This is a genomic window from Noviherbaspirillum autotrophicum, from assembly GCF_000818395.1.
GTDB classification, from domain to species: domain Bacteria; phylum Pseudomonadota; class Gammaproteobacteria; order Burkholderiales; family Burkholderiaceae_D; genus Noviherbaspirillum; species Noviherbaspirillum autotrophicum.
The window spans coordinates 4197644-4221298 of sequence record NZ_JWJG01000028.1 but is presented as its reverse complement, the minus strand read 5'-3'; the positions used below and the strand labels follow the sequence as shown (position 1 = coordinate 4221298).

20 protein-coding genes and 2 pseudogenes are annotated in these 23655 nt (G+C 48.7%); 15 read left to right on the top strand and 7 right to left on the bottom strand.

The window, feature by feature from the left end:
- The first annotated feature begins 14 nt into the window (after window positions 1-14).
- The 14 genes from TSA66_RS20850 (at window position 15) to TSA66_RS20795 (ending at window position 15696) form a co-directional block, all read left to right on the top strand.
- Window positions 15-1256: a GumC family protein gene (locus tag TSA66_RS20850; RefSeq protein WP_198358639.1), complete on the top strand. Its 1242-nt coding sequence runs from the start codon at window positions 15-17 to the stop codon at window positions 1254-1256.
- The gene (gene galE, locus TSA66_RS20845; protein ID WP_040038480.1) at window positions 1253-2254 is read left to right on the top strand and encodes a UDP-glucose 4-epimerase GalE; all 1002 of its coding nucleotides are present in this window, start codon (window positions 1253-1255) and stop codon (window positions 2252-2254) included. Before TSA66_RS20850 ends, galE begins: the two co-directional genes overlap by 4 nt.
- Window positions 2255-2270: 16 nt before the next feature.
- Complete coding sequence (locus tag TSA66_RS20840; protein ID WP_040038479.1) at window positions 2271-3692, top strand: mannose-1-phosphate guanylyltransferase/mannose-6-phosphate isomerase; 1422 nt, start codon at window positions 2271-2273, stop codon at window positions 3690-3692.
- Between the two features lie 10 nt (window positions 3693-3702).
- Window positions 3703-4683 carry a GDP-L-fucose synthase gene (gene fcl / locus TSA66_RS20835; protein ID WP_040038506.1) on the top strand — a complete coding sequence of 327 codons (981 nt, stop codon included), beginning with the start codon at window positions 3703-3705 and terminating at the stop codon, window positions 4681-4683.
- 26 nt (window positions 4684-4709) lie between these two features.
- Window positions 4710-5834 carry a GDP-mannose 4,6-dehydratase gene (gene gmd / locus TSA66_RS20830; RefSeq protein WP_040038478.1) on the top strand — a complete coding sequence of 375 codons (1125 nt, stop codon included), beginning with the start codon at window positions 4710-4712 and terminating at the stop codon, window positions 5832-5834.
- Window positions 5835-5942: 108 nt separating this feature from the next.
- The gene (locus TSA66_RS28075; RefSeq protein ID WP_084199115.1) at window positions 5943-6539 is read left to right on the top strand and encodes an LbetaH domain-containing protein; all 597 of its coding nucleotides are present in this window, start codon (window positions 5943-5945) and stop codon (window positions 6537-6539) included.
- A complete protein-coding gene (locus TSA66_RS20825) occupies window positions 6536-7549 on the top strand; it encodes a glycosyltransferase family 10 domain-containing protein (protein ID WP_040038477.1) in 1014 nt (337 codons plus the stop codon). Before TSA66_RS28075 ends, TSA66_RS20825 begins: the two co-directional genes overlap by 4 nt.
- On the top strand, window positions 7542-8990 hold the full coding sequence (locus TSA66_RS27140) for a lipopolysaccharide biosynthesis protein (RefSeq protein ID WP_157691523.1): 1449 nt from the start codon (window positions 7542-7544) through the stop codon (window positions 8988-8990). The genes TSA66_RS20825 and TSA66_RS27140 overlap by 8 nt, the downstream gene beginning before the upstream one ends.
- A gap of 4 nt (window positions 8991-8994) precedes the next feature.
- Window positions 8995-9855 carry an alpha-1,2-fucosyltransferase gene (locus TSA66_RS20815; protein ID WP_040038475.1) on the top strand — a complete coding sequence of 287 codons (861 nt, stop codon included), beginning with the start codon at window positions 8995-8997 and terminating at the stop codon, window positions 9853-9855.
- Window positions 9855-10613: a glycosyltransferase gene (locus TSA66_RS20810; protein ID WP_040038474.1), complete on the top strand. Its 759-nt coding sequence runs from the start codon at window positions 9855-9857 to the stop codon at window positions 10611-10613. The genes TSA66_RS20815 and TSA66_RS20810 overlap by 1 nt, the downstream gene beginning before the upstream one ends.
- Window positions 10592-11665 (top strand): glycosyltransferase family 4 protein, encoded by a 1074-nt coding sequence (locus TSA66_RS26390; protein WP_084199111.1) that lies wholly within the window; start codon window positions 10592-10594, stop codon window positions 11663-11665. The genes TSA66_RS20810 and TSA66_RS26390 overlap by 22 nt, the downstream gene beginning before the upstream one ends.
- Before the next feature lie 219 nt (window positions 11666-11884).
- On the top strand, window positions 11885-13120 hold the full coding sequence (locus TSA66_RS20805; RefSeq protein WP_040038473.1) for an O-antigen ligase family protein: 1236 nt from the start codon (window positions 11885-11887) through the stop codon (window positions 13118-13120).
- Window positions 13095-14312 (top strand): acyltransferase family protein, encoded by a 1218-nt coding sequence (locus TSA66_RS20800; RefSeq protein ID WP_084199109.1) that lies wholly within the window; start codon window positions 13095-13097, stop codon window positions 14310-14312. The genes TSA66_RS20805 and TSA66_RS20800 overlap by 26 nt, the downstream gene beginning before the upstream one ends.
- Before the next feature lie 148 nt (window positions 14313-14460).
- Entirely contained in the window at window positions 14461-15696 is a 1236-nt protein-coding gene (locus TSA66_RS20795) for an acyltransferase family protein (protein WP_157691522.1), read from the top strand.
- Window positions 15697-15892: 196 nt separating this feature from the next.
- Here TSA66_RS20795 and TSA66_RS20790 read toward each other — a convergent pair.
- The 3 genes from TSA66_RS20790 to TSA66_RS26385 form a co-directional block, all read right to left on the bottom strand.
- A protein-coding gene (locus TSA66_RS20790) for an IS3 family transposase (RefSeq protein ID WP_094298970.1) occupies window positions 15893-16980 on the bottom strand; the annotation gives its coding sequence in 2 pieces (ribosomal slippage) (window positions 15893-16731 and window positions 16731-16980; 1089 coding nt in all).
- Between the two features lie 39 nt (window positions 16981-17019).
- Window positions 17020-17262, bottom strand: coding sequence for a transposase (locus TSA66_RS20780; protein ID WP_269748340.1), 243 nt, complete (start codon window positions 17260-17262; stop codon window positions 17020-17022).
- Window positions 17263-17344: 82 nt separating this feature from the next.
- Entirely contained in the window at window positions 17345-17716 is a 372-nt protein-coding gene (locus tag TSA66_RS26385; protein WP_084199104.1) for a helix-turn-helix domain-containing protein, read from the bottom strand.
- 95 nt (window positions 17717-17811) lie between these two features.
- Between TSA66_RS26385 and TSA66_RS26380 the strand changes: the two are divergent.
- Window positions 17812-18162 (top strand): annotated as a pseudogene (locus tag TSA66_RS26380) (transposase); the annotation flags it as partial.
- 25 nt (window positions 18163-18187) lie between these two features.
- Here TSA66_RS26380 and TSA66_RS20775 read toward each other — a convergent pair.
- From TSA66_RS20775 to TSA66_RS20755, 4 genes and pseudogenes are all read right to left on the bottom strand, one after another.
- A pseudogene (locus TSA66_RS20775) lies at window positions 18188-19266 on the bottom strand (IS3 family transposase).
- A gap of 74 nt (window positions 19267-19340) precedes the next feature.
- Window positions 19341-21281, bottom strand: coding sequence for a polysaccharide biosynthesis protein (locus TSA66_RS20765; protein WP_040038468.1), 1941 nt, complete (start codon window positions 21279-21281; stop codon window positions 19341-19343).
- A gap of 16 nt (window positions 21282-21297) precedes the next feature.
- Window positions 21298-21858 carry a sugar transferase gene (locus tag TSA66_RS20760; RefSeq protein ID WP_040038467.1) on the bottom strand — a complete coding sequence of 187 codons (561 nt, stop codon included), beginning with the start codon at window positions 21856-21858 and terminating at the stop codon, window positions 21298-21300.
- Window positions 21858-22814, bottom strand: coding sequence for a UDP-glucose 4-epimerase family protein (locus TSA66_RS20755; protein ID WP_040038466.1), 957 nt, complete (start codon window positions 22812-22814; stop codon window positions 21858-21860). Before TSA66_RS20755 ends, TSA66_RS20760 begins: the two co-directional genes overlap by 1 nt.
- Window positions 22815-23655 lie beyond the last annotated feature (841 nt).

Sequence of the window (23655 nt, the reverse complement as noted above, 5' to 3'; positions counted from 1 at the left end):
TTATGTGGAAGTAAATGATGTCTGAGCAAGTCGCACATAAAATGCCTAATCAGGTGCCAGTGTATGAGGGGGAAAGCGACATTCATCTCGTTGATGTACTGATTGCGTTAGGTCGTCACAAAAAACTGGTGTTCGGCTTGCCAGTTATGGGAGGGGCGATAGCACTGGCAGCCTCACTGGCGATGACTCCAATTTTTACGAGCACGGCAAAAATTATGCCACCGCAACAACAATCATCTGGAATGGCTGCGATGCTGGGACAGCTGGGAGGATTGGCGGGTGCGATCGGCGGTGCTACGGGCATAAAGAATCCGAGCGATCTTTATGTTGGCATACTGGAAAGTCGCACAGTGGCCGATAGCCTTATCGCACGTTTTAAACTGAAAGAACGGTATCAAAGTAAAACCATGGATGACGCGCGTCAGGCTTTGACTCGGTCGATTCAGATTGAAAATGGTAAAAAAGATGGATTGATCTCGATTATTGCAAGTGATCAAGATCCTAAGTTTGCGGCGGACTTGGCGAACGCCTATGTCGATGAACTAACCAAGCTCACGCAGACAATGGCAATTTCAGAGGCATCGCAACGGCGCCTTTTTTTCGAGCGGCAGTTAAAAGACGCAAAAGAACAACTGGCTAATGCCGAGGTGGCGCTTCGTACTACGCAAGAAAAAACCGGAATGATCCAGCCGGAAGGGCAGGTACAAGCGATTATCTCAAGTGTCGCGCAACTCAAAGGCACGATCGCAGCGAAGGAGGTCCAGCTAAACGCTATGCGTACCTTTGCTACGGCGCAGAATCCCGAGCTGCTGCGTACACAGGAAGAGCTGCGTGGACTGCAGGCACAGTTGCTCAAGCTGGAAAAGAATCGGCCGTCAAAAGACGGAGACTTCATGCTATCCACTGGACGAATCCCCGAAGCTGGAATCGAGTACGTGCGCAAGCTTCGTGACGTCAAATATTACGAAACAATCTTCGAACTTCTGGCTAAGCAATATGAGCTTGCGAAGATCGAGGAAGCGAAGGATTCATCAATAATTCAATTACTAGATAAGGCAGTTCCAGCGGAAAAAAAATCAAAACCGAAACGCGCAATGATCACACTTGCTGGTTTATTTGGTGGTAGTGCACTTGGCGTTATGTTTGCATTTATATGTGAAGGTTATAGACGCTCTCGCCGTGACCCAAAAAATAGTCAACGGTGGCAAGAATTATCTCTGGCCTGGAAAACTATTCAGGGGAGGTCAGCCTCATGAATATTTTGCTTACTGGGGGCGCCGGTTACATCGGTAGTCATACTGCTCTTGCGTTAATGAGCGAGGGGCATACTGTTGTGGTGATCGACAATTTTTGTAACAGCCAGCCCGATGTCATACTTCGATTGCAAAGGATCTCCGGCAAGTCTGTCCCGATTGTAAAAGGTGACGTGCGCGACACTGATGTGGTTTGCAGGACACTTCAACAATATTCCATCGATGCAGTTATTCATTTCGCGGGCCTTAAGGCGGTGGGGGAGTCAGTAGTAAAACCTATTGATTACTATGCCAATAATGTACAGGGTACTATTAGCCTGTTGCAGGGCATGGATTCATGTGGTGTAAAAACATTGGTCTTTAGTTCAAGTGCCACCGTTTATGGCAATCCACAATATGTGCCTATTGACGAAAATCATCCTACAAGTGTCACTAATCCTTATGGCCGTAGCAAACTGCATATTGAGGAAGTGCTTGCCGATGTCGCCAGATCGGATTCAAGTTGGCGTATTGTATGCCTGCGTTATTTCAATCCAGTAGGCGCTCATGAATCTGGATTGATTGGCGAAGATCCCTGTGGTATCCCCAATAACTTGATGCCGTATCTGGCACAAGTGGCCATCGGAAAACTTCCGTGCCTACATGTGTTTGGCAACGACTATCCAACGCCTGATGGAACCGGTATTCGTGACTATATCCATGTAATGGACTTGGCCGAAGGCCATTCGGCTGCCCTGGATTTCTTAAAGCATCAAAAAGGGTGGCATGCGATAAATCTAGGTACAGGCCGCGGAACGAGCGTCTTGGAAATGGTGCGTGCTTTTGAAGCCGCGAGCGGGAAAAACGTAGCTTATCAAATTACTCAACGGCGTCCAGGGGATATTGCAATGTGCTTTGCTATGGCCGATAAAGCTGCTGAGCAATTGCAGTGGTACGCAAAGCGAAACCTCGCGGACATGTGCGCCAGTACTTGGCGTTGGCAGATTCAATCGGAATCGTAATCAAAAATATAAAGCCATGATTATTCCAATCATTCTCTGTGGTGGATCCGGTACTCGCCTGTGGCCACTTTCCCGAAAAAGCTTTCCAAAGCAGTTTGTATCCCTTATTGACAATAAGAGCCTGCTACATCTGACTCTTGAGCGGCTTGGAAAAATTAATGAGGTTGCCGCTTCGAAATTAATTTGCATCGCAGCCGAGGATCATCGGTTTCTGGTGGCGGAAGCCATGCAAGCTGCTAACGCAGGCGAAAAAATCATTCTTGAACCCGTCGCGCGTAATACTGCCGCTGCAATGGCGCTGGCAGCTCTACAGGCAAAAGCGGATGAGTTATTGCTCTTTTGTCCTGCTGATCACCATATTCCTGATACAAACGCTTTTCTACGGGTAATTGAGCAAGGCAGGAGAGCTGCCGAATCTGGGGCGATCGTCACGTTTGGTGTGATGCCTAGTTTCCCTAGTACGGCTTATGGCTACATAGAGTGCGACAAGGCTAATGAAGATGGAGGCGGTTACAAGGTTGTCCGGTTTATTGAAAAGCCTAATACTGAAAAAGCACAAGCGCTGATTCTTCAGGGTAAAGTTCTTTGGAATGCAGGCATTTTTTTGACTCGCGCTGACACCCTAATTCAAGCATTGCAAGAATATGCACCGGACATTCTCCAAAATTGTCAGAAGGCCATGGCATCTGCAACTAAGGATGAACATGGATCAAGGATATTTGTTCGTCCGGAAAAAAGTGCGTTTACAACATGCCGTTCTCAAAGTATCGACTACGCGGTGATGGAACATCATCCTAATTTAGTTGTCGTGCCTTTCAATGGAGCTTGGAGCGACGTCGGAAGTTGGAATGCGGTTGCTGAATTAGTTGAGCCAGATGGCGATGGCAATCGAATCGAGGGGCATGGGTTGGCTGTGCAAGCTCGCCGAACTTTTATTCATGCCCCATATCGCCCAGTTGTTGCGTTAGGCACGGAGGAGTTGCTGATTATTGATACGGCAGACGCATTACTTGTGGCAGCTCGCACGCATGCAGAGGATGTCAAGCACGTTGTAACTGAATTGGAAACCCGCCAAAGCCCACAGGCGACCTTGCATCGAAAAGTCGCGCGTCCTTGGGGATGGTACGACAGTATCGACATGGGTGAGCGGTTCCAGGTGAAACGAATTGCTGTTAAACCAGGGGCCAGCCTGAGTTTGCAAAAACACTATCATCGCGCTGAGCATTGGATTGTCGTTAAAGGTACCGCAGAAGTCACGTGTGGAAATAGTACCTATCTACTTTCTGAAAATCAGTCTACATACATCCCTATTGGGGAAGTGCATCGTTTACACAATCCTGGCAAAACCGACCTTGAAATGATAGAAGTACAGTCCGGTAGTTATCTAGGTGAGGACGATATTGTTCGATTTGAGGATACCTATGGGCGCGTCCAATAATAAAACAGCCATGAATACTCACTACAAAACGTATGTTGCAGGTCATCAGGGGATGGTTGGCTCTGCCATTATTCGCGCCCTGCAACTGCGGGGGCAGACCAACATTGTTACACGTACTCATGCTGAACTGGATTTGTCTAATCAGGCGGCTGTCCGAACCTTCTTTGAAATTGAAAAGCCGGACCAAGTGTATTTGGCAGCTGCTAAGGTTGGCGGAATTCATGCGAATAACACATATCCGGCCGAGTTTATCTATCAAAATCTAATGATAGAAGCGAACGTCATCCACGAAGCTTGGCGTGTAGGAGTGAGGCAGCTTCTGTTTCTTGGTTCAAGCTGTATTTACCCCAAATTGGCTGCACAGCCCATGACTGAAAATGCTCTTCTCACAGGGGAGCTCGAAGAAACTAATGAGCCATATGCAGTAGCAAAAATCGCCGGTATCAAGCTATGTGAAAGTTATAACCGTCAATATGGTCAAAGCCACGACGTTGATTACCGGAGTGTCATGCCGACTAACTTATATGGCCCGAACGATAACTACCATCCAGAAAACAGCCATGTAATTCCCGCACTTATCCGGCGCTTTCACGAGGCAAAGGTTGCGAATAGCCCCGCCGTTACGATTTGGGGGAGCGGTACGCCGCGTCGCGAATTTCTCTATGTTGACGATATGGCCGATGCCTGCGTTCATATTATGAACCTTGATAAGGCTATCTACGGTGCGCATACTAAGCCAATGCAAAGCCATGTCAACGTTGGATTTGGTGAGGACATAACAATTCGTGAACTAGCTGAGGCAGTAGGAAAGGTTGTCGAATACCACGGAAAAATCGAGTTCGATACTAGCAAACCCGATGGGGCGCCGCGCAAACTTATGGATAGCTCGCTTCTAAACTCACTTGGCTGGGAGGCAAAAATAAGCCTGGATGAGGGTTTGACCCGAGCTTATGAAGATTTTTTGATTAATGGACTCTCGCTGCGCAAGTAAAAAGAGAATACTTGACGCTCAAATTTATGACTACACAAAAAGTTGCCCTCATCACAGGTATTACTGGCCAGGACGGTTCGTATCTTGCTGAATTTCTACTCGAAAAAGGCTACATCGTTCATGGTATTAAGCGCCGTGCCAGTCTTTTTAACACGGAACGTGTTGATCACATCTACCAAGACCCTCATATTCAAAACGCCAATTTCCGGCTTCATTATGGTGACCTCACTGATACTAGTAATTTAATCCGCATAGTGCAGGAAACACAGCCTGACGAAATTTATAACTTGGGTGCACAAAGCCATGTGGCAGTGAGTTTTGAAAGCCCCGAATATACAGCTGATGTTGATGGTATTGGCACGTTACGTCTTCTAGAAGCCATTCGCATTCTTGGATTGGAAAAGAAAACTCGCTTCTATCAGGCCTCGACATCTGAGCTATACGGTTTGGTTCAGGAAGTTCCGCAAAAGGAGACTACTCCGTTTTACCCTCGTAGCCCTTATGCCGTTGCAAAGATGTATGCATATTGGATCACCGTGAACTATCGCGAAGCATACGGCATTTATGCTTGCAACGGCATTCTATTCAATCACGAAAGTCCTCGTAGAGGCGAAACATTCGTAACACGTAAAATCACCCGCGGCCTTGCCAATATTAGTCAAGGACTAGAAAGCTGTCTTTACATGGGCAACATGGATGCTCTACGGGACTGGGGGCACGCCAAGGACTATGTGCGTATGCAGTGGTTGATGCTTCAACAGGAAAATCCCGATGATTTTGTAATTGCGACGGGTGTGCAATACAGCGTTCGTCAGTTTATTGAAATGACGGCCGCCGAACTGGGAATTACTTTACAGTGGCAAGGTTCCGGCGTGAGCGAACAAGGAGTTGTGGCAGCGTTGTCCGGAAATGAACTGCCCGGAGTGAAAGTAGGTGACGTGATAGTTAAGATCGATCCACGTTACTTCCGCCCAACTGAGGTTGAGACGTTGCTTGGAGATCCTGTAAAAGCAAAGCAGAAATTGGGATGGACGCCAGAAATCACCTTAAATCAAATGGTGAAAGAAATGGTTGCTGCGGATTTGGCTAAGGCGAAGCAGCATGCATTACTTAAGCATCATGGCTACAAAATTGCTGTATCCGTGGAGTGAAACAGTGCAAGAGCGATCTGTCATAAGTTCACGTGTGGTTTCTCTTAATAGGACCCACCATGTGCTAGACGTGTCCTTAACGAGCTTTAGTGCAATTGAGTGTCAGGCATGGTAGGAAAACTCTTTAACTTGGCTGGCATCGCTAGAGCTTGGATAACGAAGTCATGTCGCATTTATTCGCTTCATGTCGCCTCCGAAGCAATCCAAGGTTCAAATATCGAAGTTCAGACTGGAAGCCGAATTGATCGAACAAGCGAAATAGGATCATACACATATGTTGGTTGCTATTCGTGCATTACTGCCGCGAAAATCGGAAGATACGTATCAATTGCAAATAACGTGTCAATTGGTCAAGGTGAACATCAGTTGGACCGAGTATCAACTTCGTCACGTTTTTATGTAAATCCATGGTCCGTCTTGACATCAGGTGAATGCGAAATTGGGAGCGATGTTTGGATTGGAGTGGATGCAGTAGTGTTACGAGGGGTTCGCATCGGAGTGGGAGCAGTCGTTGCTGCAAACGCGGTTGTAACACATGATGTCCCACCTTTTGCAATAGTCGCCGGTGTTCCCGCAAGGATAATTAAATTCCGATTCGATGAGTCGCAGCGAACAAAGTTATTGGACTCAGAATGGTGGCAATTAGATGAGGAAGATGCAACGACCTTCGTACACTCATTCGAGAGTAAAAAGGAAGTTGCATGAAACATGCATTTTTACGCGCCGGCGGATTAACGAAGAATTTGATTTTTGATCTTTCCAATCCAAATAACCGAGACAACTGTTTTGAGCCTTATGTGAAATTGAAGGAGGCCTTGGCTACGATCAATTATATGATTGACACAGCCGACACAGTTTGTGATCAGCCAGTTGCCTTTGAAATTCATCAAGACGTTCAGTTATTATCGGCATCACCCATAAATTATTTGCTGATGTTTGAGACTCATTGCATCAAGCCAGAGAATTACGATCCCAATAATTGGAACAGGTATAGGAAAATTTTTACCTGGAACGATTCACTGATTGACGGGGTGAAATTTATTAAATTGGATTTCCCGAATCCGATCATGTTGCCTGATGTGGATGGTTTCGCTAAGCGCGATAACCTTTGTTGCATGATTGCCGGAAACAAGGCAGTGAATCTTTGGGACGAACGTGAGCTTTATAGCGAACGTGTACGAGTTATTAGATGGTTTGAGAAGAATGCGCCCTCTGATTTTCGACTTTACGGGACGGAATGGAATATGCCTGCAGCGGCGCCAGGTGTAATAGGTAGACTTAGTAAGAAAGCTTGGCGTTACATATCGCGATTTGTTGGTTTGACACCATTTCCGAGTTACTGTGGGAAGGTGGAGCATAAGCGGGAAGTTCTGCTTAGAACTCGTTTTGCTATTTGCTACGAAAATGTTAGGGATTTGCCCGGCTATATTACTGAAAAGATTTTTGATTGCTTTTTTTCTGGGTGCGTGCCGGTTTATTGGGGGGCTAATAACATTACTGATTATATTCCGAAAAATTGTTTTATTGACCGCCGTGAATTCTCTGATACGGCAGCGGTATATGAGTATATTAATTCAATGTCAGAAGATACATTCCGGTGTTACCAGCAAAGTATTGCTAATTTTCTTAATAGTAGTGCTGCGTACCGCTTTAGTTCACAAGCTTTTGCCGAGACTGTCGTAAAAACAATAGAGCAGGATCTCGGTTGTGCGTAGTGATTTTTTTTATCTGATCGGCGGACGCCTCGTCAGTGTGATTATTGCACTTGCTTCTATACGCTTCGCAACATCTTTACTTAACCCTGATCAATACGGCATATTCGCCGTGCTAGCCACCTTTCAAGCTTTTTGTGGACTATTTCTTGTCAATCCTGTTGGCCAATATATTAATCGGCACACACATGAATGGGCGGATGAGGGCACTTTGCTCGCACGGTTGCAACGTTTTCACGGTTATGTGTTCTTGGTGGCGCTTATTGGCGCGTTAACCGTTGGTGCTTGGTCTCTCTCGCAATCGTTATCACGATCAGAATGCATTTTACGAATGATCCTAATTGCTTTCATGGTGGTTGCGATCACCTGGAATTCAACATGGATTTCTTTGCTCAATATGATCGGCGCAAGGGGAACCTCGGTATTTTGGTCGACAGTAACAGTATGTTGCAGTCTTGGCCTTTCGTGGGGACTGACTACGATTTGGCACAGTGGATTGGCATGGTTTGCAGGCCAAGCCGTTGGAGCGGCAATAGGGGCGCTTGGTGCCGGCAACATTTTGCACCGTACACTGGCCATGACTAAACGCGGGAGTTGGCCACTCCTTACTGCCGACGCGATTCGTGATTATTGTTTGCCGTTAGCGATAGCAACCGGGTTTATGTGGGCTCAGTTATCTGGCTACAGGCTGTTGCTCGAACACTATTGGGGACTTTCTGCATTAGGATTTGTCGCAGTTGGTTTTGGTTTGGCAAACCAAATCTGGGGTCTGTGCGAGTCCTTAGTGATGCAGTATTTGTTTCCACTCTATTACCGAAGAATTTCGGGCGTGTCTCATACAGATGGTGGCAAGGCGTTTTCCGACCTTCTGAATTCAATCGGCCCAGCATATTTGATTCTAGTCGCTGTCACACTAAGTTCAGCACCCGCTTTACTTATGCTGTTGGTAGCCTCGTCCTACGGTGGCGTTTACAAGTTTGTTTATTTGGGAGCCTTGGTTGAATGTTGTCGAGTGTTGGCTAATGTGCTCGGTAGTGGTGCACAGGTAAAACGCCGCATGAACATTTTGGTACTTCCGTATGCTCTAGGTGCTGCATTTCTGACAGTGTCACTTGTTATGGCCGCTGTAGCCAACTGGTCGTTAGAGCAATCTCTAGTTGCACTGCCCCTGGCGGCAGTAGTAATGTTCCTTGCGATGGGTGAGAGAATGCGGCGAGATTTGTCAATTGAAATTGATTATTCTCGTTGGGGATGGGCGGTTTTAATCGTAGTTATCGTCGCTCCGATTAGCTGGTTTTTCCCTCTAACACCTAAATCCTATATCGAGGCGTTCGAGATACTCGTCGGCATTGGGGCATTGTCGATGATCTGTGTATTTGCTTTGACATGGAAAAACCATGCCTTGAAACGATTATTGACGGTTAATTTGCGAACGGGGGAATGAAGAGGTGATTGTAGTCCGTTTGATTGGTGGCCTAGGCAACCAAATGTTCCAATATGCATCTGCACTTGCATTGGCAAAGCGAACCGGCAGCGACTTGATCCTGGACCTAAGCGCGTTTAAACATTATTCGTTAAGAGATTATGGGTTACAACAATGGAAGATCAGTGCTCGTATCGCAAGCAGCGTTGAACTTAGGAAGTTCCCAAGATGGGGGGCAAGAGTAGCGAGATACACTCAAAAGCTTGGAATTAAGACCCGTTTTTACTCGGAGCTTGGTCTTGGCTTCGATCCAGCATTTATGAAGCTGCATGCTCCGGTCTATTTAAATGGCTATTTTCAATCGGAGAAGTACTTCTTAAATATCCGCAGTATATTGCTTGAAGAGTTCCAACCAAGCAATCCATTGCTAGCTCAAAACAGTCGACATGCGAGCGATGCAATTGAATCTAATAGTGTCGCTATCCATATCCGACGTGGAGATTATGTGTCTAATACACATAATCTCTCCATACATGGCGTTTGCAGCCTAGGGTATTACGAAAGGGCTATCAATATCATCCGGTCAAAAATCGGGCCGGCAAATTTTTTTGTCTTCTCGGACGATATGGAATGGGTGCGTGAAAATATACGCATTCCCGACGAAGTAGTCTTCGTTGAGGGAAACAATGCAAGGCCGGAGGCCGATATACATCTTATGTCACTTTGCAAACACAACATTTGTGCAAATAGTAGTTTTAGCTGGTGGGGGGCGTGGTTAAATCGGAATCCGGAGAAGATTGTTATCGCTCCCGACCCATGGTTTGTTTCGAAGGCTTTAGATTCAAACCATCTGATTCCGCAAGATTGGTTTCAGGTGTCATCATAATGATGAAGTACTCTGTTGTTATGGCAGCGCACCGCCCTGACCATTTCCTCCTTCAGGCTGTCCGTAGTGTCGAACTTGCGATCAGTGATGATGATGCCGAATTAATTGTCGTGGCTAATGGCTTTAATCGCCATGCGGTCGTCGATGTATTGGTACGAGCGAAGATCAGCGACAAAGTCCGTGTCGAAGTCACTGAAATGCCATCGTTAATTTACGCCCTCAATAGAGGCATTGAGCTTGCTCGAGGCGAGTATATTGCACGATTCGATGCAGACGACATTTGCCTGCCAAACCGATTTCGCACACAACATGAAATTGCCACTAAGACGGGAGCTGATTTTATCTTTTCCGACGCAGAAATCATTGATGCTGCAGGCGGTTTAACTGGACAACGCAAAATAGCTGATCGTGGTTTGATGAAAGCTTGCGGTCCAATTCACCCTACTGCATTCATGCGGCGTGAAGCTTTGCTGAAGTTAGGCGGCTATGGGAACCTTGAGTTCAGTGAAGATTATCATCTATGGTTGAGAGCTTCGAGCGAGGGTTATCATCTGGTAGTCGACCATACGCCAGTGATTCAGTATCGTGTCCATTCAGAACAGGCAACGGATAAATCTAAGCTAGTTGATACCTTCGCAACAAATATTGGAATAAAGCTGATAATCGGGATGCGGAAACGAAACCCGAAAATCTTCTTCGGCGCTGCCATAGATACTTTTTACCTGGTCTACAGAAAATGTCGCGCCGCGTTCTCTTGATTACAAATATGTACCCGTCTAGGCGGGATAAAACCTATGGTCGATTCGTACAGCGCTGTGCAGAAAGTCTAGTTGCAGCCGGTATTGAGACTGATATTGTTTCATTACCTAAGCATCATAATTATCTATTTAAGCTTCTAGATTACGTTAGATTTGCCATTCAGGCAAACGTAAAGATATTGAAGCGGGGGTATGATTGCGTTTATGTACATCAACCTCTGCATTCGCTCCTTGTATGTATCCCTGCGCTGATGTTGCGGAGGGTACGACTAGTTCTAAATTTTCATGGCCACGACCTGGTGCCAGTTACTCGACGAGGTGAATTCTTACAAAAAATACTCTCGAGGCTATTTATGGCGGCAAAAATTGTGGTGGTGCCATCCGAGCATTTCAAGCAGATTTTCGACAACGAATTCGGCAATGGAAGGTCTGAAGGAGCCAGGGTTTTTTATTCTGGCGGTGTTCATGATGATTATTTTGCATCAAAGTTGATAGTTGCATCATCCAGACCTCGTTCAGCTTTATTTCTGTCTAGGTTAGTTGAAGGTAAGGGCTGGCGACTATTTATTGAATTAGCACAAAAGTTGCGCGCGGTATATCCGGATTTTAATTTTACTATCGCTGGTGTCGGCCCAGACCGGCAAATAATTGAGAGCGCAATAGCGGAGGCTAACTTGTCGGATTGCACACAATTTGTTTCTGCAACCACTGTTTCACAAAACCGCGACCTGTTTTTATCTCACCGTTATTTTGTTTTTCCAACTTGGTTCAATGAATCACTAGCACTAGTAAATCTTGAAGCAATGGCTTGCGGATGTGTGGTTTTGTCTGCAGATTTTCCAACTGCCTCGGAGTATATCGAGCAGGCCGTGAATGGCTTTCGCATTCCTATTGCAAATTTTGTTGAAACCTCTCTGTTCCATATTTGTGAACTTGAAAATGACATTGCTTTCGTAGATGCAATTTCAAATGATGCACGCACTATGGCTTATAGATTTAAAGAGAGCGACGTAATGAAAAATCTTCCTTCTACCTTAGGGTTGAAAGACTAAATATCAGATGGTTATTAAAGCAGGTAATCTTAAAAACGCAGTTCCTTACTTTTATTTTCGAGTTGGGCCAATGGCGTCCGAATACGTGCGTTCAGTTGACTACGTCTTAATGATAGCAGATGTAGTCTTTGCATACATATTAAAACCTACGGTGGACGAACCGATAGGTCGATATCAGCATTGTTTATTGCAAAAGCGAACTTGCAAGGGCGCTGAATAATGCTTTTGAAATTGGCGTATTTTGTTGAAATAACATGGCTTCTTATAGATGCTATTAGCGGATACTTTCAAAATAGTGGCATCAATTTTTTGGGAAATCAAACCGTGAGTTCGATTTTTCGGCTCGGCACGCTCGGGTTGTTTTTTTTGATTGTGCTGAAGAATGCCCGAATTAGTCGAATCACACCCATAATTTTTTTGCTGATAGCGGTTGTATGGTCAGCGCTGCACGCTATATTCGGGAATTTTGAAGGCACTCAAATACTTGGGGACATGCAGTTCCATATGAAGATGCTGATGGCCATTCTAATGTGCTCCGTGTTAGACGTTCAGGTAAAGCGCTGCGCACTCTCCTTTTCCCAAGTTAATCGGATCTTGGCCGTCAATGCAGCAGTGCTAGTCGCAAACGTTTTCTTAGGCTTCTTAGGCATTGGCTTTGGGCAATATGGCGAATCAATTGATGGGCAACTTATCGGCAGCAAAGGATTTTTCTATGCTGGAAATGAAGTTTCGGCGACGATGGTGGCGATATTCGCGCTCATCCTCTTCATGTGGCAGGATTTTTTTCGGAAAAATACTTTAACCTTGTTGTTGTTAATTGCTATTTTTTTCTTTGTGGCTATCTTATCCCTCAGTAAGACATCACTTATCGGATTTGTACTTGTAGTCGCATTCGCGCTTTACTACTACCAATCGGTCGTTAGTAAGCTGCAGATCGTTTTTCTTGCAATTATTGCGTTGATTGCTTCGTCGGAGTATTGGATGCCGCTCTTTGATGTTGCGATAGAACGTTGGCAGTTCTTCTTCGAGGTAGCTTCTGGGAGTGCTGAGTTCCTGACAAGCGGCCGTATCGATAGGGTTGGCGATTTCGCCAAGTGGCTAGATAGGAGTTCGTTCTTTCAACTACTTTTCGGGGCAGGGCAATTAGGCGATGGTGCACTGGAGACGTTTGAGAACGACTTGTTGGATCTGATTTACATATCGGGATTTTTCGGCGTATTGGTATATTTGGTTTGGATTGGTTGGCTGGCGATGAGCGTTCGACAATTTTGGATGAATGGTAATGATGAGGGGAGATTTAGTGCATTCATGATGGCATTGTTTTTGGGAATAAGTGTGATCGCCGGCCATGTTATCTATTCGGCGATGTTAGCTCCTTTTATTGCACTTATCACTCTCGCACCTCGAATCCGCGTATCCTTTATTTCAGATGCCTATAAATATTCTCGAAAATAGTCTTTTTTTTGGACTCGGTTATGCTTTTGTTATCTATGGGGTGGCGTTTCTACTTAGCGCAATTTTAGTTCGAATAAATGTGACGGTGGCTACAACGGTATCGAAAACAGAGACTCGATACGGGAGTATTGACGGTTTGCGTGGGATGCTCGCTCTTGGTGTGTTTATTCATCATTCTGTCGCAGCATATGGTTATTTCTCATTCGGAATTTGGACGTCGAGTGAATCAGCTTTATTGAATCACTTAGGCGCAACAACAGTTGCCGTATTTTTCATGATTACGGCATTTCTATTTACTTCTCGCGTCGTTTTGGGAAAGCCAGTTAACTGGTATGCCTTATTTTTGACACGGATAACGAGGCTGACCCCCCTCTATGTCATATTCGTTGCTTTCGTCGCTCTCTCCGTATTTTCCCTTACCAACTGGGAGCTTCGTGAACCCTTATTCGAGGTCATAGGGGAAATTGCTCATTGGCTGGCTTTTGTATTCTTTGCTCGTCCCGATATTAATGGATTGGACAAAACATGGATCCTTGTCGCCGGTGTAAATTGGAGCCTCAAATTTGAGTGGATCTTCTATGTTTTCTTGCCTGTCATATATCTGATCTTCAAACCTTGCAAATCGGTGCGAGTTGCAGCTTTGTTATCTGTGGTCTTGTTAATAGTGACGATCGCAATTGGTCGTCTCTACTTTACACATTTTGTATTGGGAATGCTTATCGCAATTCTTTATAAACACCCGAATTTCTTCAAAGTGACTCGATCTTGGCAGTATCGGTGTTTGGCAGCGCTATGTGCTGTCTGTCTGTTGCTGTTTAAGGATGGAAGTGCAACCGCCCCGGCCTTTTTGGCTGCCGTGGCATTTTCTGCAGTCGTTAGCGGCGCGTCGATGTGGGGCATTCTTCGGTGTAAAGGGATGCTGTGGCTTGGCGAGATAAGTTATGGCGTTTACCTCATTCATGGCCTCTTCTTGTATTGGGTGCTGACATACCTTCGAGCTCAAGGCGTTTTGGCTAATCTTGGCCTGATTCCATATGCGCTAGTGGTAGGTGGGATTGCAATTGTTGTTGTGCTCGTGGCCAGTGCAGCACATATATTTATTGAACTTCCTGGCATTCGTGCTGGAAAGCAAATTGTAGACAGACGCAGGTGCAGCTCGGCAGTGCGAGGACAAGCTGATCTATGCTCGTGAAGTTAGCAATGCCATTAATCGTAATCGTTATGAAAAGCGGCGAGTTGTCTTGTTCGGCGACGTTTGTGTGTGGGCTGGGGGAGGGGATATGCCCCGGTCAAGGTTGTGTCATTTTTGGTGCCTCTGTAAATTAGAAAGAATAAAAATCGTGAAACAAGTGCAACCCACATCTCGTGCGCATATCGATCGAATTGACGCACTTCGTGGCATCGCTGCTCTCATGGTCGCGATCTATCACGCACTTGGCGTGATCTCTATCCCAGGGTTGGAGGAGGCAATTTGGGACAGGGATTTGCCGCAGGGGGATACCTTGAGTGAATCAATTGCCCGATTGTTGATGGTGCTTTCTAACGGTAGCGCGGCAGTCTCTTTGTTCTTTGTGATGAGCGGCCTAGTGCTGGGGCTCTCCATTGATAAGTGGCAAGGAAATTCCCTACGCAATAGTGTGAGCTTTATCATCCAGCGGCTATTCAGGATTGGTCCCGCATTGTGGGCAACGGCGCTATCTATCGGTCTCATGTTGACGGTTTATCGTGCGCAGCACGAGCCGCTGGCTACCGACTGGTTTAACCGCTTTTATAATCTTCCTGTCACACTTGGTTTGTTGGTGAAGAATCTCACCTTGACCACCGCCGGGTCAAGTGCGGATGGTTGGCTCAACCCCGTCACTTGGTCGCTTCAGGTCGAGATGGGCGTTTCTCTGCTATTCCCCCTGCTTTATATGATGAACCGGTGTGTGTCGATGCGCTGGCACCTACCTGTCCTTGCGATCTTGCTTGCCATACCGGCCGTATTGAAGCCAGGACCGATCTCTTTCCTGAATTTTCTGTTCATGTTTTATCTCGGGTTGATGTTGCCGGCTTGGGGGGCGAAGCTCGCATTCGTGGTTCGTTCCTCCAAGGTATATGCACTGGCGGTTTTTCTTACGGCAGTGATCATTATGCTGGTCGCCAAAGGAATAGCCCCTCGACCGGGTGTCATGATGGTTATGGAAGCGGGCGGAGCGTTTATGCTCTTGGCGGCAGTTTTGCACGGAAAAGACAACACTGTATTCCGTTTGTTGGATGCGCCGATTATCCGATTTTATGGGCGGATCTCGTATAGCTTCTATCTGATCGATTTCCCGGTGCTGTATATCATCTCGGTTATGACCATGCATCTGCTGCCGTCCGAGGCTCTGATGGCCCATGCATTGCTGGTCAATGTGATGTTGGCTGCGGCCGGAATCGTGATATCAACCGGGCTTGCCGCCGTCTGTTATCAGTGGGTGGAACTTCCAGGTATTAAACTCGGTAGGCGATTGACGGGGTGGGCAGGGCGACAGCTGATGACTCCGAAGGCTGCCGGTAGAGCCTTGGCATCGCCACTTGAAGGAGACCGTTGATTAGTATTGACGCTGCGAGGGCGAGGGCGCGGGTGGCGGATCATTGCCCATCGTGGTGTTTATGTGAATACCGGCGGCTAATTTCTCGTAATAGGCGGACTTAATTATGTAGCCAGTACTGCCTGTGGCATTTCCAAATGGGCACCTATAGTTGCAGGGTAATCCCTCCGTTTTTGAAGCGGCCTGAGAGTAGAAACTAAGCGGACAAGGCCAATTTCTGTTTCGGCGTGATGCCGCCGATGGGCATGTTGGGGCGCTCGTGATTATAGGTCCATAACCAACGGGTCGCGAATTCCTGTACTTCCTCGAAGGTGTCGAACAGATAGTGCGCCAGCCAGTCGTAACGCACCGTCCGGTTGTAGCGCTCGATGTAAATATTCTGCTGCGGCTTGCGGGGCTGAATGAACTCGACGTGAATGCTGCGCCGATTTGCCCATGCCATCAGTGCTGCGCTGACGTATTCCGGGCCATTGTCACAACGTATCCGATCAGGCCTGCCGCGCCATTCGATGATGCGCTCCAGCGAACGGATCACGCGCTCGGACGGAAGGGAGAAATCCACTTCAATGTCCAAGCCCTCGCGGTTGAAGTCATCGATCACATTGAACAACCGAATGCTGCGGCTGTCCGACAGTTGGTCATGCATGAAGTCCATCGACCACACCTGGTTGAGTGCCGTCGGCTCGGACAGCGGCTCCGGCTTCTCGCGCACCAGACGCTTCTTCGGCTTGATGCGCAGGTTCAGTTCCAGCGCCCGGTAAATCCGGTAGACACGCTTGTGATTCCAGACATAGCCTTTGACGTTGCGCAGGTACAGGAAGCACAGGCCGAAGCCCCAGTTGCGCTGGTTCGTCGTCAGACGAATCAGCCAGTCTGCAATCTCGCTGTTCTCTGAAGACAGCTTCGCTTGATACCGATAGCAGGTCTGGCTGATGCCGAACGCTCGGCATGCCACTCGAATACTGACAGCCTTGTCTTGCACTGCCCATTGCGCCATCTCGCGTCGTCGAGATGGCGCTACCACTTTTTTTGCAGCGCCTCAGCGACGATCTCGGCCTTCAGGCGCTCTTCTGCATACATCTTCTTCAGGCGACGGTTCTCTTCTTCGAGTTCCTTCAGCCGCGCCATCATGGAGGCGTCCATGCCACCGAACTTACTGCGCCAGCGGTAAAACAGTGCAGAGCTCATGCCGTGTTCCCGGCACAGTTCCGGGACTGGAGTGCCGCCGTCGGCTTGCTTGAGAATGGCGATGATCTGGCTTTCCGAAAACCGTGGCTTCTTCATGTAAAACTTCCTCGATTCAATGTTGAGAAAATTCTACTTTCAAATCCGCTTCTTTTTCGGGGGGATTACCGGCGCCAGCACCGTGGAAACATAGGCACGAAATACCGCCGCATCCGTGGCGCCTTCCACTGTCATGACTGCATTCAGCCCGTAGCAGGACAGTGAGCCGATGATGGTAACGTTGCGACCATAATTTTTGGGCGTTGCATCCTGCACCCGCTTACCAGAGAGCGCCCTGCCGAAGCGGCGAGTCATTCTCAGGTTCACTCCGGTTTCGTCAATGAACTTGAGCTTTTTTACCGGGCAGCGAGCTATTTTCCGGCAATACCGATGGCGCTCCTGACATACGCGCGCAGTGTCCCGTTCACAAGCATGGATCGCCTTTTTTTCGGCGCAATCCCATTTGCTGCAACACGCGGCAAATCCTCGACGTACTTACTCGAAGGTCATTTTTGCACGCCAATTGCTCCCGCAATTCCGCCAGCGTCATGTCCGGCTGATTTTCCAGCGATCGCCGCAGCTGCTCACGCGCTTTGTCATCAATCCAGACCACGGGTCCCAGTCGCTTACGCCTCTGAGGCAAGACATCACCAGTCCGCCGGTAAAGTCGCAGAATATTTTCCACCGTCGCCAGGCTGACTTGAACCAGCTCCGCCACCTCGCGTTGCGACTGCGTCCCGCGTTCACAAGCCCGAACAATTCTCCAACGCAAATCTATCGAATAGGGAGCAGGCATGATTGCACCTCATCTGCAGCTCGATGAGCTTGCGATTCCTTATCCTTTCATTTGTTCCTGCCATCACACTGCCCTAAATATTCAGGCAATCCGCTGTAGCTGCCGGCCTGACTCACCACCTCGGTAACGAGGCCAGCTAGGGCCGAGCCGGGAACCATCGGAATGGCTTCAGTTCCAAGACCGTTATCACGCCCAACGGCGAACTGAGCCTGGACATTCCGTGCGACCGGCAGGCAACATTCGAGCCATAACTCGTTGGTAAATACTAGCGCCACCTGCCGGGCTTCGACAACAGCGTTATCAGCATGTATGCACGCGGAATGAGCGTGCGCGAGATCCAGTGCCACCCGCAACAGCTGTACGGGCTGGACAAGTCGCCAGATCTGATTTTCACCATCACCGACGAAGTGCTGAAAGAAGTCGTGACCTGCTATTGGAATTTGTAGCCAGTCTGCAGGTTAGTCTTCTGGTTCAAGCCCACCGATTTTGCCATCGTTGCCGGCCTACCGAGGCCGGTGTCCGATTGCCGAGCGCAGAATGCGGTCGCTCGTTGTTATAAAACTCTCGCCACTTCTCAATTGCGATTTTCGCTTTACGGCGTGTTACGAATCATTCCCGGTTCAGACATTCATCGCGCAGCTTGCCGTTAAAGCTTTCCACAAACCCGTTCTGCCAAGGGCTGCCGGGTTTGATATAGGCCGGGCCGACGTTCTGATCTCGCAGCCACTTCATCACTGCTGTGGCGGTAAATTCCGTGCCGTTGTCGAATCGGATAAAATCAGGCTTGCCATATAACCGCATCAACCGCGACAGCGTCAGGATCACATCCTGATTGCGCAACGACTTGCCAACCTCGATGGCCAGACATTCGCGTGTATGCTCATCCAGCACGCACAGCATCTTCAACGTGCCGTCGTTGGCCAGTCGGTCATGCACGAAGTCATACGACGAGACGCTGTTGGGCTGCGTCGCACCCGGACTCCGAATGTCATTGTCGCAGCGCCGCTTTCGAGGCCGACGCTTGGGCAGATTCAACCCCAGACTTCGCAACAGACGCCACACCCGTCCGATACTTTGGTCCATCATCACGCCAATGCGCCGATAACCAAAGCGTGGATAGCGACCACATGCATCAATGAGCTGCGCACCCAGCTCCTTATCCTTTGCCGGCTAACGCAACTCATAACTCGCAACCCGGCGGCTTACCCCAGCACTTCGACACGCTCCACCTTCAGAGAACCCCTTTGCCTTCAGGATCTCAAGGGCTTCGTGGTCACCGGGGGCGTCATTTTTTTTCGGCAATCTCCTTCAAGCCTTCAATGGCCAACATCTGTTCGGTCACGATCTCCTTCAGCCGCGTTGTTCTCCGACTCCAGATCCTTGAGCCTGCGGGTATCGAAAACCGTCATGGCTGATTACTTGTTGCGCCAGCGGAAAAACGTTTGCTCAGTGATGTTGCGCTTGCGGCGGACCTCCCGGATCACCGCGCCATCGACCTCGGCCTCCTGCAGGGCACCTATGATTTGTTCTTCTGTGAATCGCTTCTGCATGTATGTCCCATGTCAAAATTAACATGAAAACTCACTTTGTGGGTGGCTATATGACTCTTAGCAGGTCACAACCGTCACCCCGTCTCTTCACGCGCATCAGCATCCGCTTCGTGCTCTAAATGTACCCAGTCGACGATTTTTCCGCTTGGAGTATAGCCAGTAACCAGTTGCTCAAGCATTAAGCGCGCCACGCCGACATCATTCACATTAAGCGCAAGCTTAAGTGCATTGAGCTTCTCCTCAAGCACATGCCAAGGAAGAAAATCTTCATGAGCCTTCATGATCCGCGGATGTGAGGTTGATTTGGGGTTGTTACCGATGAGCAGTTCCTCGTAAAGTTTCTCGCCGGGGCGCAGGCCTGTGACCTCGATTTCAATATCACCATCCGGGTTAGATTCATCTTTTACCGTCAGGCCCGAGAGCTCGATCATGCGTCGCGCTAAGTCCATAATTTTGACCGATTGTCCCATGTCCAGTACGAATACGTCACCTCCCTTGGCCATTGCTCCGGCCTGGATCACCAGTTGAGCAGCTTCCGGAATAGTCATGAAGTAGCGAGTGATTTCCGGGTGCGTCAGGGTAATGGGGCCGCCGTCACGAATCTGCTGGCGAAACTTGGGTACTACAGAACCAGACGAGCCGAGCACATTTCCAAAGCGTACCATAGTGAACTTTGTGCTTTGCGAAGTGGCCGCAAGCGCTTGTAATACCATCTCTGCCAACCGTTTGCTAGCTCCCATGATATTGGTCGGACGGACCGCTTTGTCGGTACTGATCAAGACAAAGTCTGTAACACCTCGTTCAGCCGCCGCTTTTGCAGCCGTCAGCGTGCCTAGCACATTGTTCTTGATTCCTTCTGTTGGGTTGTGCTCTACGAGCGGTACATGCTTGTAGGCAGCAGCGTGGTACACCGTATCAGGCCGCCAAGTTGACATGATTTCCTGCATGCGATCTTCATCGCGTACCGAGGCTAGAAGTGGTACTAGTTTGACGGCAGAGCCGTCAAGTTTTGACTGCAACTCTTGATGGATCTCGTAAAGCGCGAATTCACTTTGCTCAATCAGTAAGAGAGTATTTGGTCCAATTTTTAAAATTTGACGACACAGTTCGCTACCAATCGAGCCACCTGCTCCGGTCACCAACACCACTTTATCAATAATATTCTTGCCAAGCAGGATGTGATTAGGTGCAACCGGATCGCGTCCCAACAGGTCGTCAATGTCGAGTTCACGCAAATCTGATGTGCTGATTTTGCCCTGAGCTAGCTCTGTCAGGCTGGGTAGAGTGCGAACTGATACATGCGCCTGTAGCATTTCCGCTAGGATTTCGTTGCGGCGCTTCCGACTTGCCGAAGGCAACGCCAAGAGTACATCACTAACATGTAGTGATGCGACTAAGCTGGGCAAGTCGGATGGACTGTAAATGGTCAGCCCGTTCAGAATGTGCCCATGCAATCGTTCGTCGTCGTCCAAAAAGCCGACAACCCTCATGGCGTGGCTGTTAGCCATGGCAGCTGCCAATTGACGGCCTGATTTACCGGCACCATAGATGAGCACTTTAGGCAGGGCCGCTAGTTTAAGCTGGCCTTGGTACAGGCCGCCGAGCCAGAATCGCGCAAAGATTCGGGAAGTGCCAACCGTGAGTAGAAGCAACATGGGTTGAATCAGGCCGACGGTTCGTGGTACCCCTTGAATACCAATCGCAGTAAAAACAGCTGCGTAGGCTAGGCCATATGCAAACGTTGCTTTACATACCGTCATAAGAGCAGGCCAACCTGAATAGCGGAAAATTGCGCGGTACAGCCCTGAAACGACAAAGAGCGGCAACGCAATTGATACTGATACAATCGCTGCCCCAAGCGCAGAACCGGATAGTGTGACAAATTCACCTAGGCGTAGATAGAACGCCAGCCATACCGTCAGTACGCAAAGGCTGGAGTCGATCAAAAGAACTACCAGGCGCTTGGCGGTACGTGGCATTGCCAGTACGGGTAATGCAATTTTATTCAAAGTCATTGGTATATTCATTTTATCAATGGGACACTCCCTCCCGGCGCAGCACCTTCACTAAGGTCAACCAGAGGATCCATAAGTCGAACGAGAACGATTGCCTTCGAAGGTATTCCACATCCAGCTTGACCTTCTCTGTAATTGGTAGCTCATCTCGCCCATTAATTTGAGCCCAGCCGGTCAATCCCGGTATCAACTGATGTACTTCCTGTTGAGTGCGAAAGGCAATCAGGTCGTATTGGTTATATAGCGCGGGGCGAGGGCCGACAAAACTCATGTCGCCTTTCAGAATGCTCCAAAGTTGGGGTAACTCATCGAGACTGGTCTTGCGTAGAAAAGGGCCGATAGCAGTCAGATAGGTATTGGGGTCGGACAGCAGATGCGTGGCCACCACAGGAGTATCTACTCGCATGCTGCGAAATTTCGGCATACTGAAAATACGATTGTACCGGCCTACGCGATCAGACCAATAGAACACTGGGCCAGCGGAGGTGAGACGAACCGCCAGCGCAATCAGAGTAATGGGCAACAGTAACACGGCCAGTGCAACTACTCCCAGCAAAAGGTCAAACGCTCGTTTCATCAATCCATTCCCCGTGTTTTAACTTCGTGCGTAGCACGCCACAAGCTTTCATCCACGCTAAACGGTGGCTTCCAACCCAAGCGTTCGCGTGTGTGTGTAATGTCCAGCTGCAAGGACCCGCAAAGACGCTGGTAAATTCCTGGCTTGCCTGCTAGGTGCGCGCCGAGTAAGAGCCACGATTCCGGGATCGGCACGAGTCGGGACGGCCTGCCCAATGCCGCACTGAGGCGGCGTAGAAGTTCGGCGGTAGAAAGGTCTTCGTCATCGCTGGCCAAAAAGGTCTGGCCTGCAGCCGAAGGATGGTAGAGACAGGTCATTAGTAGATCCACCAAATTATCGATACTTACAAGACTACGTCGGTTATGGGTGACTGATCCGAGCGGTAATGGAATACCCCGTGCTAGCCAGCGCAGCATTGTCGCGAAGTTTGCCTTTACGTCGGGACCATAAACAAGTGGTGGACGCACTATCACCACTTCCATGCCGGTTTTTCCTGCAAGTGCGCGTAGACCCTGCTCGGCCTCGTATTTGGAGATGGCGTATGCATCTTGGGGTGCGGGGATGTCGTGCGCGGTGAAGGGATGTCCGAGGTCCGTTGATTCGCCGTTCACTTTTGCCGAACTCACCATAACGAAGCGCCGCACGCCCGCGTCGGCGGCTTGGCGTGCAAGTGAAAGCGTGGCTTCTACATTGATTCGCCGGAACTCCGCTAACGGATCCGCCGCCATATCGCGCATCACATGCACACGTGCTGCTAAGTGCACCACCGCTTCGCAGCCGGCGAGCGCAACGCGCCAATCGGTGCCGGCATCGAGGTCGCCCACAGCGATCTCGCCGGCAATGCCAGATCTGGCGCGGCGCACAGCTTGGACCAAGGGGAGGTTCGCCGAGGCGAGGCGTGCGCACAGTGCTTTTCCAACAAAGCCGGTGGCGCCAGTAACGAGAATGGTCCGCATAATCTATGGATACGATAGGATCAGATCAGCAGTGCGCTTGGCGCGGTCAACGTAACGCAGGACTACGCTAAGGACCTGTTTGGATGTAGGTGGAAATTTATTATCCGAGACTAGACGAACAGGTTGACTACGGTCCGTCAGATTGTCAACAAGCGCTAGGTTGATTCGGCAGAGCTTTTTCGCCGGGAGGATGGGAAAAATGCACACATAGGCTTGCTGTTCGAAATTTTGCCGTGCACGCTTTTCCCGTCTTAGCTCTGGGTGAATGAAGTACCAGTTCATTGCCATCTTTCGCTGATCATTATAATTTGCGCATTCTACAAGTGAGATTACAGCAGGACAACGTAGTTGTCTTGATCGGCATGTTTTCTTAAAACTCTTTTGTCTGTAGTTTTTATTTTTTGCTGTGGGTGGATAGTGCTGTCATGAAATTCTGAGCTATATATGGTTTGGCGCCCGGGCTACGCGTCGGCGAGGACGGCAAGGAGGTTCTTCGTGTAAAGAGTGTCAATGCCATTCCATTGGTTGATGCTAAGAAAGGCATTTTCGGGGAGTTAGTTCTGACGGACAGGTGTTTGTCGCATTATCGTTGCGCCTATATGTTTTTCAGCGACGATATCACCGCTCTCATACCTTAATTATGGTATCTGCTAAACGATCACCTCGCTGTCGTCTCTCCTGTCAGCGATTAGGTGGTGCGCTGGAAATTCGGCAAGGGTCCTTTCAACTTCAGATCAAGCCGCCCGTGCTGCTTTCATAATGATGATTCGGAGCAGCGTGCGATACACATCTACGGCCAGACGTAATGTGGTGCTGTGCGTCTTTTTACGCGCACTCCTAT

Bases quoted from the DNA above. Each gene is read 5' to 3' on its own strand.
- TSA66_RS20805 (WP_040038473.1), top strand. From the start codon at position 11,885: ATGCTTTTGAAATTGGCGTATTTTGTTGAAATAACATGGCTTCTTATA.
- TSA66_RS20840 (WP_040038479.1), top strand. From the start codon at position 2,271: ATGATTATTCCAATCATTCTCTGTGGTGGATCCGGTACTCGCCTGTGG.
- TSA66_RS20800 (WP_084199109.1), top strand. From the start codon at position 13,095: ATGCCTATAAATATTCTCGAAAATAGTCTTTTTTTTGGACTCGGTTAT.
- TSA66_RS26390 (WP_084199111.1), top strand. From the start codon at position 10,592: ATGTCGCGCCGCGTTCTCTTGATTACAAATATGTACCCGTCTAGGCGG.
- TSA66_RS20760 (WP_040038467.1), bottom strand. From the start codon at position 21,858: ATGAAACGAGCGTTTGACCTTTTGCTGGGAGTAGTTGCACTGGCCGTG.
- TSA66_RS20755 (WP_040038466.1), bottom strand. From the start codon at position 22,814: ATGCGGACCATTCTCGTTACTGGCGCCACCGGCTTTGTTGGAAAAGCA.
- gmd (WP_040038478.1), top strand. From the start codon at position 4,710: ATGACTACACAAAAAGTTGCCCTCATCACAGGTATTACTGGCCAGGAC.
- TSA66_RS20810 (WP_040038474.1), top strand. From the start codon at position 9,855: ATGATGAAGTACTCTGTTGTTATGGCAGCGCACCGCCCTGACCATTTC.
- TSA66_RS20850 (WP_198358639.1), top strand. From the start codon at position 15: ATGATGTCTGAGCAAGTCGCACATAAAATGCCTAATCAGGTGCCAGTG.
- TSA66_RS26385 (WP_084199104.1), bottom strand. From the start codon at position 17,716: ATGCCTGCTCCCTATTCGATAGATTTGCGTTGGAGAATTGTTCGGGCT.
- TSA66_RS20765 (WP_040038468.1), bottom strand. From the start codon at position 21,281: ATGACTTTGAATAAAATTGCATTACCCGTACTGGCAATGCCACGTACC.
- TSA66_RS20825 (WP_040038477.1), top strand. From the start codon at position 6,536: ATGAAACATGCATTTTTACGCGCCGGCGGATTAACGAAGAATTTGATT.
- fcl (WP_040038506.1), top strand. From the start codon at position 3,703: ATGAATACTCACTACAAAACGTATGTTGCAGGTCATCAGGGGATGGTT.
- TSA66_RS28075 (WP_084199115.1), top strand. From the start codon at position 5,943: ATGGTAGGAAAACTCTTTAACTTGGCTGGCATCGCTAGAGCTTGGATA.
- galE (WP_040038480.1), top strand. From the start codon at position 1,253: ATGAATATTTTGCTTACTGGGGGCGCCGGTTACATCGGTAGTCATACT.